Origin of the sequence: Myxococcus sp. CA005, assembly GCF_006518205.1 — a bacterium.
GTDB lineage: Bacteria > Myxococcota > Myxococcia > Myxococcales > Myxococcaceae > Myxococcus > Myxococcus xanthus.
In genome coordinates this window covers 24,670-39,844 of sequence record NZ_SRLV01000009.1, presented here as the reverse complement: position 1 = coordinate 39,844, position 15,175 = coordinate 24,670, and the positions used below count along the sequence as shown (strand labels likewise).

General features: G+C 70.1%; 8 protein-coding genes. 3 read left to right on the top strand and 5 right to left on the bottom strand.

Annotated features, from left to right (window positions below):
• Positions 1 to 4: 4 nt before the first annotated feature.
• Both cysT and FMQ63_RS05700 read right to left on the bottom strand, forming a co-directional pair.
• Positions 5 to 847: a sulfate ABC transporter permease subunit CysT gene (cysT, locus tag FMQ63_RS05705; RefSeq protein ID WP_011554806.1), complete on the bottom strand. Its 843-nt coding sequence runs from the start codon at positions 845 to 847 to the stop codon at positions 5 to 7.
• Positions 848 to 859: 12 nt separating this feature from the next.
• Positions 860 to 1,870 (bottom strand): sulfate ABC transporter substrate-binding protein, encoded by a 1,011-nt coding sequence (locus tag FMQ63_RS05700; RefSeq protein ID WP_011554807.1) that lies wholly within the window; start codon positions 1,868 to 1,870, stop codon positions 860 to 862.
• A 434-nt stretch (positions 1,871 to 2,304) separates the two neighbouring features.
• Here FMQ63_RS05700 and FMQ63_RS05695 point away from each other — a divergent pair, with 434 nt between their 5' ends.
• From FMQ63_RS05695 to FMQ63_RS05685, 3 genes are read left to right on the top strand one after another with little or no spacing between them, the layout of a single operon-like run.
• On the top strand, positions 2,305 to 5,712 hold the full coding sequence (locus FMQ63_RS05695) for an AAA family ATPase (RefSeq protein WP_228556366.1): 3,408 nt from the start codon (positions 2,305 to 2,307) through the stop codon (positions 5,710 to 5,712).
• 4 nt (positions 5,713 to 5,716) lie between these two features.
• Complete coding sequence (locus FMQ63_RS05690; protein WP_011554810.1) at positions 5,717 to 9,100, top strand: AAA family ATPase; 3,384 nt, start codon at positions 5,717 to 5,719, stop codon at positions 9,098 to 9,100.
• Position 9,101: 1 nt separating this feature from the next.
• Complete coding sequence (locus FMQ63_RS05685) at positions 9,102 to 11,396, top strand: AAA family ATPase (RefSeq protein ID WP_020478473.1); 2,295 nt, start codon at positions 9,102 to 9,104, stop codon at positions 11,394 to 11,396.
• A gap of 45 nt (positions 11,397 to 11,441) precedes the next feature.
• Here FMQ63_RS05685 and FMQ63_RS05680 read toward each other — a convergent pair whose 3' ends face one another.
• The 3 genes from FMQ63_RS05680 to FMQ63_RS05670 form a co-directional block, all read right to left on the bottom strand.
• Positions 11,442 to 12,023: a superoxide dismutase gene (locus tag FMQ63_RS05680; protein WP_011554812.1), complete on the bottom strand. Its 582-nt coding sequence runs from the start codon at positions 12,021 to 12,023 to the stop codon at positions 11,442 to 11,444.
• A gap of 25 nt (positions 12,024 to 12,048) precedes the next feature.
• Positions 12,049 to 12,549: a flavin reductase family protein gene (locus tag FMQ63_RS05675; RefSeq protein WP_011554813.1), complete on the bottom strand. Its 501-nt coding sequence runs from the start codon at positions 12,547 to 12,549 to the stop codon at positions 12,049 to 12,051.
• A gap of 360 nt (positions 12,550 to 12,909) precedes the next feature.
• Entirely contained in the window at positions 12,910 to 15,171 is a 2,262-nt protein-coding gene (locus tag FMQ63_RS05670) for a molybdopterin cofactor-binding domain-containing protein (protein ID WP_011554815.1), read from the bottom strand.
• Between the last annotated feature and the right edge of the window lie 4 nt (positions 15,172 to 15,175).

Sequence of the window (15,175 nt, the reverse complement as noted above, 5' to 3'; positions counted from 1 at the left end):
GCGCTCACGCTCCCGGCCGGGCTTCCAGCCGGCGCTGGCTCCAGCGATGGAGCAGGTTGACGGCCAGCAGCAGTGAGAACGACGCCCCCAGCATGACGATGGCGATGGCCGTCGCCCCCGCGTAGTCGAACTGCTCCAGCCGGGTGATAATGAGCAGCGGGACAATCTCCGTGCGCAGCGGCATGTTGCCGGAGATGAAGACGACGGAGCCGTACTCCCCCAGCGCGCGGGCGAAGGCCAGCGTGAAGCCGCTGAGCAGCGCGGGGAAGAGCGCGGGAAAGAGGACGCGTCGGAAGGTCTGCCACGGAGAGGCGCCCAGCGTGGCCGCGGCCTCCTCCACGTCCACGTCGATGTCCTCCAGCACGGGTTGCACGGTGCGCACCACGAAGGGCAACCCGATGAACGTCAGCGCGATGGCCACGCCCACGGACGTGTAGGCCACCTTGAGCCCCAGTGCTTCGAGGTGCTGGCCGTACCACCCCTTCGCGGAGAACAGCGTCGTGAGCGTGAGCCCGGCCACGGCGGTGGGCAGCGCGAAGGGCAGGTCCACCAGGGACTCCAGCACGTCGCGGCCGGGGAAGCGGTAGCGAACCAGCACCCAAGCCACCAGCAGGCCGAAGACGACGTTGGCGAGCGCGGCGGCCAGCGAGGCCCCGAAGCTGAGCCGGTACGCGGCGAGCGCGCGCGGCGTCGTCACGGTGCCCCAGAACTCCTCCCAGCTCAGGGAAAAGGTCCGCAGGAAGAGGCTGGAGAGCGGAATGAGGACGATGAGGCCCAGGTAGAACCAACTGAAGCCCAGCGACAGACGGAACCCCGGGAGCACCTGGTGGCGAGTAGGACGGGACATGGCGGGGTGTCCTCAGTCCGCGCGGGGCGCGTAGATGCGGTCGAAGAGGCCGCCGTCGGCGAAGTGCGTGGCCTGCGCCCGCCGCCAGTCGCCCGCGACTTCCGCCAACGTGAGGCGCTTCAAACCGGGGAAGTCGGACACATGCCTCGCGGCCACGACCTCCGAGCGCGGCCGGAAGTGGTGCCGCGCCGCGATCTCCTGGCCCTCGTCCGAATAGAGGTACGCCAGGTACGCCTCCGCCACGGCCCGGGTGCCCTTGCGGTCCACGTTGGGGTCCACCACGGCGACGGGTGGCTCGGCGAGGATGCTCACCGAGGGAATGACGACCTCGAAGCGCGCCTGCCCCACCTCGCGGATGAGGAGGGAGGCCTCGTTCTCCCATGCGAGGAGCACGTCCCCCAGGCCCCGCTCGGCGAAGGTGGTGGTGGCGCCCCTCGCGCCCGAGTCGAGCACCGGCACGTTGCGGAACAGCTTCTCCACGTATGCCTGGGCCCGGGCCTCGCTACCGCCCTCGCCCCTCAGCGCCTGCCCCCACGCGGCCAGGTAGTTCCACCGCGCGCCGCCCGACGTCTTCGGGTTCGGGGTGATGACGGTGACGTCCTCGCGCACCAGGTCGTCCCAGTCACGGATGCCCTTGGGATTGCCCTGGCGCACCACGAAGACGATGGTGGACGTATACGGCGCGCTGTTGTGGGGCAGCCGTTCCTGCCAGTCCGCCGGAAGGAGCTGCGCCTTCTCGTGCAGCATGTCCACGTCGTACGCGAGCGCCAGCGTCACCACGTCCGCCCGCAGTCCTTCGATGACGGACCGGGCCTGCTTGCCGGAGCCGCCGTGGGACTGCTGGATGGACACCTGCTGGCCACGCGTGGCCGCCCAGTGCTTCGCGAAGGCCGCGTTGAAGTCCTCGTAGAGCTCCCGCGTGGGGTCATAGGAGACGTTGAGCAACGTCACCGTCCCGTCGGGTGACGCATCACTGGACGAGCGCGAACAGCCCGCCACGGACAGCAGCAGGGCCAACGGCATCCAGTTCCTGGCGCGCAACAGCGCGAGACGTTCCATGCGGGACCTCGGGGTGAAGCAGGGGGCCACGCGAGAAAGTCAAAAGCCCACTCCCTCGCGGGCAGTGGGCTTTCCGGAAACAGCTCAGCCAGGGCACTCAGGCCACTGGCGGACGGACGCCCACCGCGGATGCCGGACAGCAGCAACACGTCTGGTGGGTCGAGCGCGTCATCAGTCCCCACACGATGCCCCGGCTCCCGCGGCGCTGTCAACGCGACCGCCCGAGCCCTCCAGGAACACCCCTCTACCTTTCCACCCCGCCGCGACGGTGCGCTGGTGCTTCACCCCTGACGAATCCGGCGGACTGTCAGGCCGGGCCCGCGTCGTGAGCGGGTCCGGTCAGCTCCCGAGGGCTCATGCCGTCACGCACGGCACCGTTTTCACCCGAGTCCTCACCCATGAACTTCCGTTTTCAATGCTGGTTGCAGCGGCACGTCAGCGGCCGGGTGACGCTCACGCCGCTGGCGCTGCGCCGTCTCGCGGTGCACGCGGACTCGCTGGAGGCCGCCACCGAGGAGCTGACGCTCGCGCTGGACGACCAACTCTCCCGCGTCCACCCGCGGCGCGTGCCGGAGTTCATCGCCCCCACCGGAGGGGCGCTCGAAACGGTGGAGCTACCCGCGATTCCCGTCTGGGGCGCCGAGGAGAATCACTTCGCGCCGCTGACGTTGTCCGCCGTGGTGGCCCCCACGCTCAATGCCTTCCTGGGCCTCCACGCGCCACGCCTCAACAGCCATCACTGGTTCCAGAGCAAGACACTCCCCGCCGAGGCCTCGGAGCTGCTGGGAGATCGCCTGGAGGGAATGTCCGACGCGGAGCGCCTTGCCCTGCGTCCGGATGGACCTGAGTCCCTGCTGGAAATCGAAGTGCGGGCCACCCCCGTGGCCCTGTCGGAGCTCACGCCTCGCGAGCTGCACCGGAACATTCGTCCACCGCCGCGCCCTCCAGACGCACCCGCCGACCTGGATGACGACACGCGCGAGGACGGCGAGGACGAAGACACGGAGGCGCTGGACCTGGACAGCTGGGAGCCACGCCGCCGCACCGCGCATCGAGGCCCGGGTGAGCCGCCCGCGAAGCCGCCGCCTACGCCCACCCTGGACAGCGTCGGCGTGGCCTGGCACCGGCTCGCGCAGGAAGGACAGCTCGACGCGGCCTACGAGCAGGATGCGCTCGTCGCCCTGCTCCGGACCCGGCTCGCGGCCAAGGACGCCGAACCGGTGGTCCTGGTGGGGCCTTCGGGCGTGGGCAAGACGTCGGTGCTCCACGCGCTCGCCCAGTCGCTGCGCGCCCCCACCGCCACCGAGGCCGAGCGCGCCCGCCCGTTCTACTTCCTCGACGGAAGCCGGCTCATCGCGGGCGAGGGCTTCTTCGGAGACTGGCAGCAGCAGGTGCTGCGCGCCTTCCGTGAGGCCACCGAGGCCCGGGCCCTGCTGTCCCTGGGCCATGCCGTGGAGCTCCTCGACGCGGGCAAGAGCGCCCACAGTGACCAGAACGTGGCCCAACTGCTGCTCCCGCTCCTCGCGGCGCGTGACGTGGCCGTCATGGCCGAGGCCACGGAGGAGACCTGGGCCCAGGTGGAGCAGCGCAACACCAGCTTCGCCCGGCTCTTCTCGGTGGTGCGCGTCGCGGAGCCCACGCCCGATGCGCTCGGCCGCATCGTCGCCAAGGTGGCGGAGGACGACGCCTTGGCCGCCGCGATGCAGGTCCAGCCCGACGCGCTCGACGAGGCGCGCTTCCTGTGCCGCCGCTTCCTGCCCTACGGTGCCCAGGTGGGCAACACCGTGGCCTTCGTGCGCCGGCTGCTGGCGTCCTGTGCCCAAGCCTCGCGCACCTCCGTCACCCGACTGGAGGCCACCCGCCAATTCGCCTCGGAGTCCGGCATCCCCGAGCACCTGCTCCGGGACGACCAGCCGCTGGCGTCCGCACACGTGCGCGACTTCCTGGCCTCGCGAGTGATGGGGCAGGACGCCGCCGTGGAGCGCGCAGCCTCGGTGGTATCCGTCCTCAAGGCCGGCATGTCGGACGTGCGGCGCCCGCTGGGGGTGCTGCTCTTCGTGGGCCCCACCGGCGTGGGCAAGACGGAGCTGTCCAAGGCGCTGGCGGAGCTACTCTTCGGTGCGAAGGAGCGCATGGTCCGCCTGGACATGGGTGAGTACGCCGGTCCGGACGCCCTGCTGCGGTTGATGGGAGACGGGGAGACGCCGGGCTACCTCACCTCGGCGGTGCGCCGGCAGCCCTTCTGCGTGGTGCTGCTGGACGAGGTGGAGAAGGCCCACCCCGCCGTTCACGATGCGCTGCTGGGCGTCTTGGGCGAAGGCCGCCTCACCGATGCCTCCGGGCGCTTCACGGACTTCCGCAACGCCCTCATCATCCTCACCAGCAACCTGGGCGCGGACACCCTGCGCGCCCGCGTGGGCTTCGATGCGTCGGGCGGTGCCCCGGACATGGCCTCCCTGCGCGCGCACTACCTCTCCGAGGTGCAGCGCTTCTTCCGGCCGGAGATGTTCAACCGCATGGACGACGTGGTCGTCTTCTCGCCGCTGTCCGCCCCGCTGCTGCGCCGGTTGGTGGTCCGCGAGCTTGAAGCCGTATGCCGCCGTCCAGGCCTCTCGCTCCACGATGCCCTGCTGGAGGTCACCCCCGCCGCCCAGGACTGGCTGGCCCTGAGAGGCTTCGACGCGCGGTATGGTGCCCGCCCCTTGAAGCGCGCGCTGGAGCGCGAGCTGGTGGTCCCCGTGGCGGACTGGCTCGCGGCGCATCCCCGCATGGGGCCGGCGAACCTCACGGTGGACGCGGGAACCACGGGACTCGAACTGCGCGCCGAGTCCCTGGGCGGCGCCGCCGAGGGCGGGGGCCGGGAAGCCATCGAGCGGATCCTCGAGGAAGCAGCCACCGTGCGCGCGGAAGTCCAGCGTTGGAGCCGCTGCGCGCCCATGCACTCCCTGCGCCGCGTCCTGGCCGTCTTCGACAAGGTCTCCCGGCACACCGCGTACTGGGAGGAGCGGGCGCTGGCCGAAGAAAACTCGCGCAAGTCATCGGAGGCGCGAGCGCTGGAACAGTCGCTTCGGGAGTGCGCCCAGCAGGCGGAGGCCATCGAGGACCTGCTCTTCGAGGCCCACCTGTCCAGGACCGTGGATCAGGTGGAGTCCCTGAGCCGCGAGGTGAGCCAGGTGAAGGCGGCCTTCGCGCGCATCCGGCAACGCATCTACTCCTCCCTCTTTCCCCCGTCACATGGCGCGACCCTCTACCTGGTGCCAGGTCGCGGCGCGTGGAGGCAGGCACGCATGCTCGCCGCGGCCTATGAGGGGTGGGCCCAGAAGGCGTCCATGGAGAAGCGGCGAGGCCTGCTCGCCGTCCCCGAGCGCAAGTCCGGCGAGAAGGCCCATCGCACCCCTCCGCCGCCGCAATGGCGGTGGGCCGACGATGAGACCTTCGACAAGCTCGTCGTGCAGCCGGTCGCCTATGCGATTCAGGTCAAGGGCGGCCCCCACGCCCTGCTGCTCGCTGGCGAGCACGGCCTGCATCGCTTCATCGAAGGCAGTCAGATTTCGATGGTGCATGCGTACTTCGAGCCGCGGCCCCTCTCGCTGTTCGACCTCTCCTCCCGGGAGGCGTTGCAGAAGCAGTTGCCGAAAAACGAGGTCCGTCAGGTGCGCCTGTCGGGCAGCGGTTCCGGCCAGGGGACGCTGACGGACCTTCGCACCGGGGTGCAGCAGCGCTTCGGTCTGGAGGGGCCTGACCTGGAGCCCCTGCTGGAGCCCTGGATGCAGTGGCGCGTCTTCAACAGCCGGGACGAGGACTGACGACATGGACCTGAAGCTTCCCTTCGTGGTGGCCCCGCACAGCGGCCGGCTCGTCGAGGCCTGGGTGCCCGCCTTCTTCCCGGCGCTGCACAAGGTGGGGCCCAGCCTCTCCATGCTGCGAGACGAACTCGCGCTCGCCGTCATGGAGCGCTTCGAGCGCGAATCGCCCTCCCAGGTGGCGCAGTACCAACTTCCACCCCACTTCGCCCTCAAGCGCGTCACCGTCGATGCGGAAGGAAGGGACCGGGAGAAGAACCGGCGCGTCGTCCTCCAGGGCACCATGTCCGTGCTGCTGGAGAAGTGGCCCCGTGACACCTTCTGGGTCGTCACCCCCACCCGGCTCCCCGCCGCGCGCTTCGCGCTGAACCAGCCCGCGGACCTGCCCCAGGCGCTCGCGCGACGGCTGATGGCCTGGTGTCTGGAACACAACCTGGACTCCCTGGACACGCACTGGGCCCAGGGCCGGGAGCAACTGGAGCTCCTGGAGGTGGATGCCTATGCCCCCTCCGTCCTCCCGCGCACGCCGCCGCGACCGGCCCAGCCCGCGCGACGCCGCCGGACCAAGAATCCGGAGAAGGAAGACACCGCGCCCGAAACGCCAGAGCAGCGGGAGCAACGCCGCAACCGGCGGCGCCTCACCCTGGTGGAGCTCCGGGCCGTGGCGCGCAACCTGAGCCACGGTGCGCGAGACGGCACGCTGGAACGTTGCTTCGGCCGGGAGGCGCTGGTTCGCGAGCTCGTAGAGGCGCTCGAAGGCCGCGAAGGCTCCGCGCTGGTGCTGGTGGGTCCACCTGGCGCGGGCAAGACGGCCCTGATTCATGAAGCGGTGAGCCGGCTCACCGCCCGGCAGGACGCCGCGGGCGTGCGTCGCGACGTGTGGCGCGTGGACGGCAACCAGTTCATCGCCGGGATGATGTACGTGGGCCAGTGGGAGGCCCGCGCGCGGGGCGTGGTGAAGGAGCTGATGGAGGTCGGCGACCTGCTCTACGTGGACGACCTGGCCTCGCTCGTCTACGCGGGCCGCACGCGCAATGAGCGCACCAACGTCGCGCAGTTCCTGGAGCCCCACATGGCCCGGGGCGAGCTCACCGTGCTCGCCGAGTCCACGCCCGAGCGCTTCGAGCGCGTGCGGGAAGAAGCCCCCACCCTCGCCTCGCTCTTCCGGGTCATCCATGTCCCCGCGCTGGATGCGCGTGCCACGCTGCCCGCGCTCCTCGGCACCGTGCGCGACCTGGAGGCGGAAGGCACGGACAGCGCGGTCCAGCTCTCGCCGCTGGCGCTGGAGACCCTGCTCTCATTGCAGGAGCGCTTCGTGTCGCACGAGGCGTTCCCGGGCAAGGCCGTCCGTCTGCTCCGCCGCGTCATGGCCCGACAGGGCGTCAGCACCTCGGGCACCCGGCGCTTTTCGTCGGGGGACGTCATCGACGCGATGCGGGAGCAGACGGGCCTACCGGATTTCATCCTGGGAAGCGCCCAGCCGAAGAAGCGCGAAGCGCTGACGTGGGAGATGCAGCGGCAGGTAGCGGGCCAGCCCGAAGCCGTGGAAGCCGTGGTGGACGCCATCCTCACGTTGCAGTCCGCGCTCCAGCCGTCCGACAAGCCCCTGGCCACCTACCTCTTCGTGGGCCCCACGGGCGTGGGCAAGACGGAGACGGCGAAGGCGCTCGCGCGGACGCTCTTCGGCGGAGAGCAGCGGCTCATCCGTTTCGACATGTCGGAGTTCGTCACGTCCTCCAGCATCACCCGGCTGCTCGGGCGGCCCGGCGCGCCCGACGGTGAGCTGACCACCGCGCTGCGCACCCAGCCCTTCTGCGTGGTGCTGTTTGACGAGGTGGAGAAGGCCCATCCCCGCGTGTTCGACGCCCTCCTCCAGTTCCTTGGTGAGGGACGGCTGACGGACGGAGCGGGACGCACGGTGGATGCCCGGCAGTCCGTCGTCGTGCTCACGAGCAACCTCGGCGTGCGCGAGGCCGCCACCCACACCGGTTTCCACCGCGCCGCGGACAGCGCGGATGCGCACTACCTCTCCGCCGTGCGTGCCTGGTTCCGCCCGGAGTTCTTCAACCGCCTGGACCGGGTGGTGCCCTTCCGTCCGCTCACGCCCGCCGCGCTGCGCGTGGTGGTGGACCTCGCGCTCGAAGCCCTGCTGTCGCGCCATGGCATCCGGCAGGGCAACGTGCTGGTGGAGGTCGAGCCGCGCCTGCTGGACCTGCTGGTGGAGGAGGCCTACGACCCGCGCTACGGAGCCCGCCCCCTCAAGCGCGCACTGGAGAAGCGCCTCACGTTGCCCCTGGCCCACCACCTGGTGCGGCGGAGCGCGGACGACCTGGCGCGCGTGGAGCTGCTACGGGACGGCAACGACATGCGCGTGTCGGTGGAGGTGCTGGTCAACGCGCCCGCGTGGGCGCCCGAGCGGCCGGCCTCTGCGTGGAGCCTGACCGAGGTTTCCCGCCTGCTCGAGGAGACCCGCTCGCGGCTGGAGGCGTTGATGACGGAGGGGGTGCCCGAGGCGGGAGAACTGGCGGAGCGACTGCACCGGCTGGCACTCGAGGCCACGGACATTCGCGACTACGAGTTGGTCCCGCGCGACTTCCTGGACGCGGAGTCGCCTGCGTCCACCGTGAAGCAGATGCTGACGTCGCACTCGAGTCACGTGGGCCACCTGGGCCTGCGGCAGCGCCCTGTGTATGAGGAGCGCCCACTGCACGTCTCGAACGAAGAACAGCTCCGCCGCGCACAGCCCCGGGTGTTGGCCCTTCGCGACGAGACCGCCTGGGTCGAACATCAGCTCACGCACCTGGCGAGGGGGACGGACGTCGTGACGGTGTTGGTGGAGGGGCTCGGCGACGCGACGCCATCCGCGGTGTGGACCGTGGCCCACTCCCTCCCCAGCGCGCTCGGGGAGTCGGCGATGTACCTGGAAGCCGTCCATGCCGACGGGCGCACCGAGTGGCTCCGGTCCGGAGACGAGCGGTCCGAGGACCTGGTGCTTCGGCGTGTCGCCGTGCGGATGTCGGCCATCGGCCTGCGCGAGGTGCTGGCGCCCCTTCGAGGCTATGCGCTGGTGGACCTCGTCTATGGCGATGGGCCACGCCAGGTCCTGGTCCGGCTGGAGCACCTGTCCGAAGACGTCGGGAGTCTGGAAGACGTGCCGCGCGTGATGGCCGCATGGGATGAGGCAGTCGTCCGCGAACGCGATGCCCGGAGGAGCGGCGCCGCGTCAGTGGGCGCGGCCAGCCACGTCATCCTGCGTGGCCGCGAAGGTGTCACGACTGGGCGGCCCCACGACTCGACCGAACTCACGCACGTCGCGAGCGGACGCCGCCCCCGGGAGGCGCTCGCATGGGCCGCGAGGGTGCTCCGGGAACCCAGCCAGGGACACGACTGACATGGAAAAGAACGTCCACCTCTTCGTGCGCACCTATCCCGGGCTGGGCGTGGCGGCGCACGTCCTCACCCACCCGCACCTGGCGGCCTTCGCGCCGACGCTGCACGCCGCGAGGCTCGACATCGCTGCGGTGGTGGGGCGGCTCCTCAAGCGAGGAGAGCTCTGGGACGAGGAGACCCACTGGAGCGATTTGCGCCAGCGGAAGACGACGCTGACGGTGCGCGCGCTCGAACACGGGAAGATGCTGTCCGTCCCCCTGCGCCTCACCGTGCTCACGCACGGGGTGAAGGCCCGCACCGCACGCAAGGGAGCACCAGCGCGCCAGTCCCTACGCGTGTGGGTGCCCCGCGTGGACGTCAAGGGCACGCTGCACGATGCGGCGGACCTGGAGCCCTTCGTCGAGGAGATGGTCCGCCACGAGCTCTATCTCGCGTCGCTCGACCGGCTGCACTCTCTGGCCTACGTGGGCGAGGAGCAGGTAGAGACGCTGTCGGTGCCGGTCCGCTTCCGGGACACGCCGCGTGCCCGTGCGCTCGATGCCGCGAAGCCGCAGCGGCGCCAGGCGCCACCACCGGGGCTCGCGGAAGCCAGCCGGTGTCTCAATGAGGAAGCACGCGCGGGTTTGCTGGAGCGCGCCTGGGAACGGGACCTGGAGGTGTCCCGGCTCGCGGAGGCCGTCACCTCGCGCACCCGTGCCAGCGTGCTCCTGGTAGGCCCGTCGTCCGTGGGCAAGACGGCCCTGGTTCATGAACTCGTGCAACGCGCGGAGGCGGCCACCACGGGTTCGCCGCTTCACGGGTTGGAGGTCTTCAGCTCCTCCGGAGGCCGCATCATGGCGGGCATGCGCTACCTGGGGCAGTGGCAGGAGCGCGTGAAGCACATGGTGGAGGCCCTGCGTGTTCGCCAGGCCGTGCTGCACCTCGACAGCCTGTCGGAGCTGCTGTCCCTGGGTAGCGGCGACACGGGGCTGGATGTGGCGCGTCAGTTGCTCCCCGCATTGGAAAGTGGCGAGGTCTCACTCGTCCTGGAGGCAACACCGGAGGACGTGGCCCGCGCGGAGCGGACCCACGCAGCGTTCCTGCAATCGCTCCGGCACATCGCCGTGGCGCCCCTTTCGGCCCAGGCCGCACGCAACGCGCTTCAGCAGGCCTCGCATCGGGTGGGCCGCGCTCGCAAGGTGCGCTTCACGCCCGACGCGCTGGACCGCGCTGGCGAACTCACGGAGCGCTTCGGCTCGGGCCCTTCGCCCGGAGGCGCGGTGTCCCTGCTGCGCGCCGCCAGCACGGAGCCCGGCGCGGCCGGAGAAGTGAACGCCGCTTCGGTGACGCGCGCCTTCTGCACTCGGACGGGGTACCCGCTCGAACTGGTGGACTCCGCCATCCGGTTGGACCCGGATGCCCTGCTCCGCCGCTTCCGCGAGCGCGTGGTGGGCCAGGACGAGGCCACCCTCCTCCTGCGCAATCTGGTCGTCACGCTGAAAACAGGCCTGGCGGACCCCTCGCGTCCGCTGGGCGCCTTCCTGCTGCTGGGTCCCACCGGCGTGGGCAAGACGGAGTCGGCGCTCGCGCTGGCGGAGTACCTGTTTGGCGACGTGGCCCGGCTGGCGCGCTTCGACATGGCGGAGTACGCCGCGCCAGGCAGCGCCACCCGGCTGGTGGGAGAAGCGGGAGGCCAACAAGGCAGCCTGGCGCGGCGCGTCCGCGAGCAGCCCTTCGGCGTGGTGCTGCTGGACGAAATCGAGAAAGCGGACGCGGGCGTCCATGACCTGCTGTTGCAGGTGCTCGGCGAAGGCCGGCTCACGGATGCCACCGGCCGCACCGTCAGCTTCCGCAACACCGTGGTGCTGCTCACCAGCAACCTGGGCGCGGACAGCGCGGGGCGCTCGCTGGGTTTCGGGGAGCGCGGCCCCCTGGAGCGGGCGGCGCACTACCTGGGGGCCGCGGCGGCCTTCTTCCGGCCGGAGTTGCTGAACCGGTTGGACCGGGTGGTGCCCTACCGCGCGCTCACGGAGGACGTCATTCAATCACTCGCCCGGCGCACGTTGGAGGCGGCCCTCTCTCGCGAGGGGCTCAGTCGCCGGGGCGTGAAGGTGACCTTCGACGAGGACGTGGTGAAGCACCTGGCGCGCACCGGCTTCGACGCACGCTATGGGGCCAGGCCTCTCAAGCGCGCCGTGGAGCAACAGGTGGTCGCGCCCCTGGCGCGGTGGTTGGCGGCTCAGGCCACCAGCGCTCCGCCCCAGGTGGTGCTCCGCGTGGAAGCTGAGGGGCGGATTGCGTTGAGCGGCCTCGAATGACCTCCGAGGCCGCCCAGGCCAGCGATGGACGCCGTGCGGCGCGAACTAGCCCTTGAAGTTCTGGGCCACGAAGTCCCAGTTCACCAGGTGCGTCAGGAACGTCTCGATGAACTTCGGACGCGCGTTCCGGAAGTCGATGTAATACGCGTGCTCCCACACGTCGATGGTCAGCAGGGCCTTCTGGCCGTGCTTCATCGGCAGGTCCGCGTTGCCCGTCTTGGTGACCTTGAGCTTGCCGCCCTCCAGCACCAGCCAGGCCCAGCCCGAGCCGAACTGCGTGGCCGCGGCCGTGGAGAACTCCTCCTTGAACTTCTCGAAGGAGCCGAAGTCACGGTCGATGGCCGCCGCGAGCTCACCCGTCGGCTTGCCGCCGCCAGCGGGCTTCATGCACTGCCAGAAGAAGGTGTGGTTCCACACCTGCGCGGCGTTGTTGAACACGCCACCGTCGCTGCTGAGGATGACCTCCTCCAGCGACTTGTTCGCCTCCGGCTTGCCGTCCAGGAGCTTGTTCAGGTTGTTGACGTAGGCGGCGTGGTGCTTGTCGTGGTGGAACTCGAGCGTCTCCGCGCTCATGTGCGGCGCGAGGGCGTCCTTCTTGTAAGGCAGATCAGGCAACGTGAACGACATGGTCGTTTCCTTTCGGTGTGAGAGGTCAGGCGCCATCGCTATCAGACGGCGGCAGAGAGGTCACGGTTCGATAGCCCCGCGCCCAATAAAGAAGGGGCTCCTGCGGACGTCCCTCATGAAGACGTGTGACGCGGCCGACAATCAGCGTGTGGTCACCGTGACGGTGCAGGCCATGGACCTGGCATGACAACCCCACCAGGCTGTCCCGCACGAAGGCGTCCGCGTCGAAGAGCTGCGCATCCAGCTCACCCTTCGCGCACTGCACGGAGATGGAACGTTGTGCGGCGGACAGGATGCTGAGCGTGAAGACGCCGGAGGCTTCCACCCGCTTCAAGGTGCGGGACGCCTCCGACAACGCCACCACCACCAGCGGCGGGTCCAGCGACAGGGAACTGAAGGAGCTCACCGTCGTCGCCCGCAGTCCTTCGGTGTCCTGTATCGCCACCACGGCCACGCCGCTGGCCCACCGGGACATGGCATCCCGGAAGCCGCGCGCGTCCACACCTTCTGGCGTGCTCTGCGTCATGCCCCCTGGATACAGGCGCTCCGCCCACCTGTCATCACACCTGCCAATAGATTGGCGGGTTGTTGTTCCAATGGCAGGGGTCTGGTGTACCCACAAGAAAACCTGCCCTACACGAAGGCAACGGAGCTCCGTGGCCCGCGAATGACCCACACCTGAAGTGAAGCCGCCCAAGCCCCCCGCGCCTCCGCCTTCTCAATGAGGTCGGAACGCTGCGTCGGAGCTGGAAGGGAGCACTGCCGTGGATCATTCCGCTGGGCGTGCTGAGTGCCTGCGGTGAAGCACCTGACGCAGCGCGCGCCCGAAATCCGAGGCGCGACGTCCCGGTGCCTGGCGACACACCCCAGGCACCGGACGTGACACTCAGACTGCCAGCGTGCGGGACACCGGCAACTCGCGGATGCGCGTGCCCGTGAGCGCGAAGATGGCGTTGATGATGGCGGGCGCCACCGGAGGCACGCCGGGCTCGCCAATGCCCCCGGACGGCAGCTCACTGGGAACGATGTCGACATGAATCTTCCGCGGCGCCTCGCCGATGCGCACCAGCTTGAGGTCGCGGAAGTTCGACTGCTCCGTCACGCCGCGCTTCATGGTGACGGCGCCATGCAACGCGATGCTCATGCCGAAGATGATCGAGCCCTCCATCTGTGAGCGCACGCGCTCCGGATTGAGAATCGTTCCGGCATCCACCGACACCCACGCCTCGTCGACGCGGATACGCCCCTGGTCATCCTTGACCACAGAAGCCACCACGGCCACGTAGCTGAGGAAGCTGCGGTGCGCGGCGAGCCCCAGCGCCCGGCCATTCGCCTTGCGCGCGTCCCAGCCGGACATCGCCGTCACGCGCTCGATGACGCCGCGCAAGCGCCCCGCGTCCACGGGGTGGTCCTCCACCGACGCGCCATAGTTCCGCAGCGCGGTGATGCCCAGTTCCTGGAGCGACGCCTTGCGCGGCGGCCCCAGCACCTCCAGGAGCATGTCGCGCGAATCCGTGCCGCGAAGGTGCGCCAGCTCGTCCACGAACGCGTTCACGGAGAAGGCGTGGAAGATGTTGTAGACGGACCGGAGCCAGCCGATGCGCACGTGCGGAGGCGCCTCGCAGGTCTCCGCCCGGACGTTGGGCACGGAGAGCGCCAGGTCGAGCACACCCTGCTGGAGGTCCGACGGGCTGGGCCGCGTGGCCTGCCCGAAGGTGGACGCGATGGGCGGGAACGCGGTGCGGTGCCGCCACGCGATGACCTTGCCGGATGCATCCAGCCCAGCGGTGAGCTGCTGCGCGCTGACGGGGTGGTAGTAGTCGTGCCGGACGTCGTCCTCGCGCGTCCATTGCACGCGCACCGGAACGCCCGCTTCCTTCGCCAGCCACACCACCTCGGCGATGAAGTCCGCCTTGGACTTGCGGCCGAAACCTCCGCCCAGGAACGTGACGTGGACCTGGACCTTCTCCTCTGGCAGCTCCGCCGTCGCCGCCGCCACGCCGCGCGCAGCCTGCGGATGCTGCGTGGGCGCCCAGACCTCACACGTCCCGTTCTCCACCCGCGCCAGGGCCACGGGAGGCTCCATGGGCACGTGGGACTGGTGGGGGATGTGGTACTCGGCCTGGATGATGCGGGCGGCGGAAGCGAGCGCCGCGTCGATGTCACCGACGTTGCGCGCCACCGTTCCCGGCTCGCGAATCGACGCCGTCAACTGCTCCCGGTACGTCGTCGAGTCATAGGAGGCGTTCGGCCCGTCCTCCCAGGTGATGTCCAGGGCATCGCGCCCGCGCATCGCCGCCCAGGTGTTCTCCGCGAGCACCGCGACGCCGCCCCAGAACTGGAACGTGTAGGGCGGCTTCGGCGCGGGCAGTTCGAGAACCTTCTTCACCCCGGGCACCGCGAGCGCGCGGGTGGCGTCAAAGCGAACGACCTTGCCGCCCACGACAGGCGGGCGCGCCACCACCGCGATGAGCATGCCCGGCAGACGGATGTCGGCGCCGAACACCGCGGTTCCCGTCACATAGGCCGGGCCATCCAGCAGCGGCATGGGCCGGCCGGCCATCCGCAGCTCACTCTTCGGCCGCAGCTTGACGTCCTTCGCCTTCGGGATGGGCAGCCTCGACGCATCGGCCACCAGTTCGCCAAAGCCCAGCGAGCGCTTGCCATCGCGGAGGAACACCGCGTGGTCGCGGGCCTCGCACGCCTCCGGCTTCACCTTCCAGCGGCGGGCGGCGGCGGCCACCAGCATCACCCGAGCGGTGGCCCCCATGCGGCGGATGTCGTCGTACACGCCCCGCACGCTGCTGGAGCCGTCCGTGTTCTGGTCGCCGTAGACCTTGTCACCGTCGGCCTGGGCCACCGTCACCCGCGCCATGTCCGCGCCCAGCTCATCGGCGACGAGCACCGGCAGCGAGCTGCGCACGCCCTGCCCCATCTCCGAGCGGGCACAGACGATGGTGACCGCTCCGTCCGGAGCCACGTGGACGAACACGTTCGGGTTCAACCCCGGAGCGCCCTTCGCCGTGGAGGCGTCACTGGCCGCCGCGGCCAGGCCTCCGGAGAAGACCCCCAGGGCGAGCCCTCCCACGGACAGATTCAGCCCTTCCAGGAACGAGCGCCGGCTAATCAACGTGAGCAGCTTCGTCATGGCG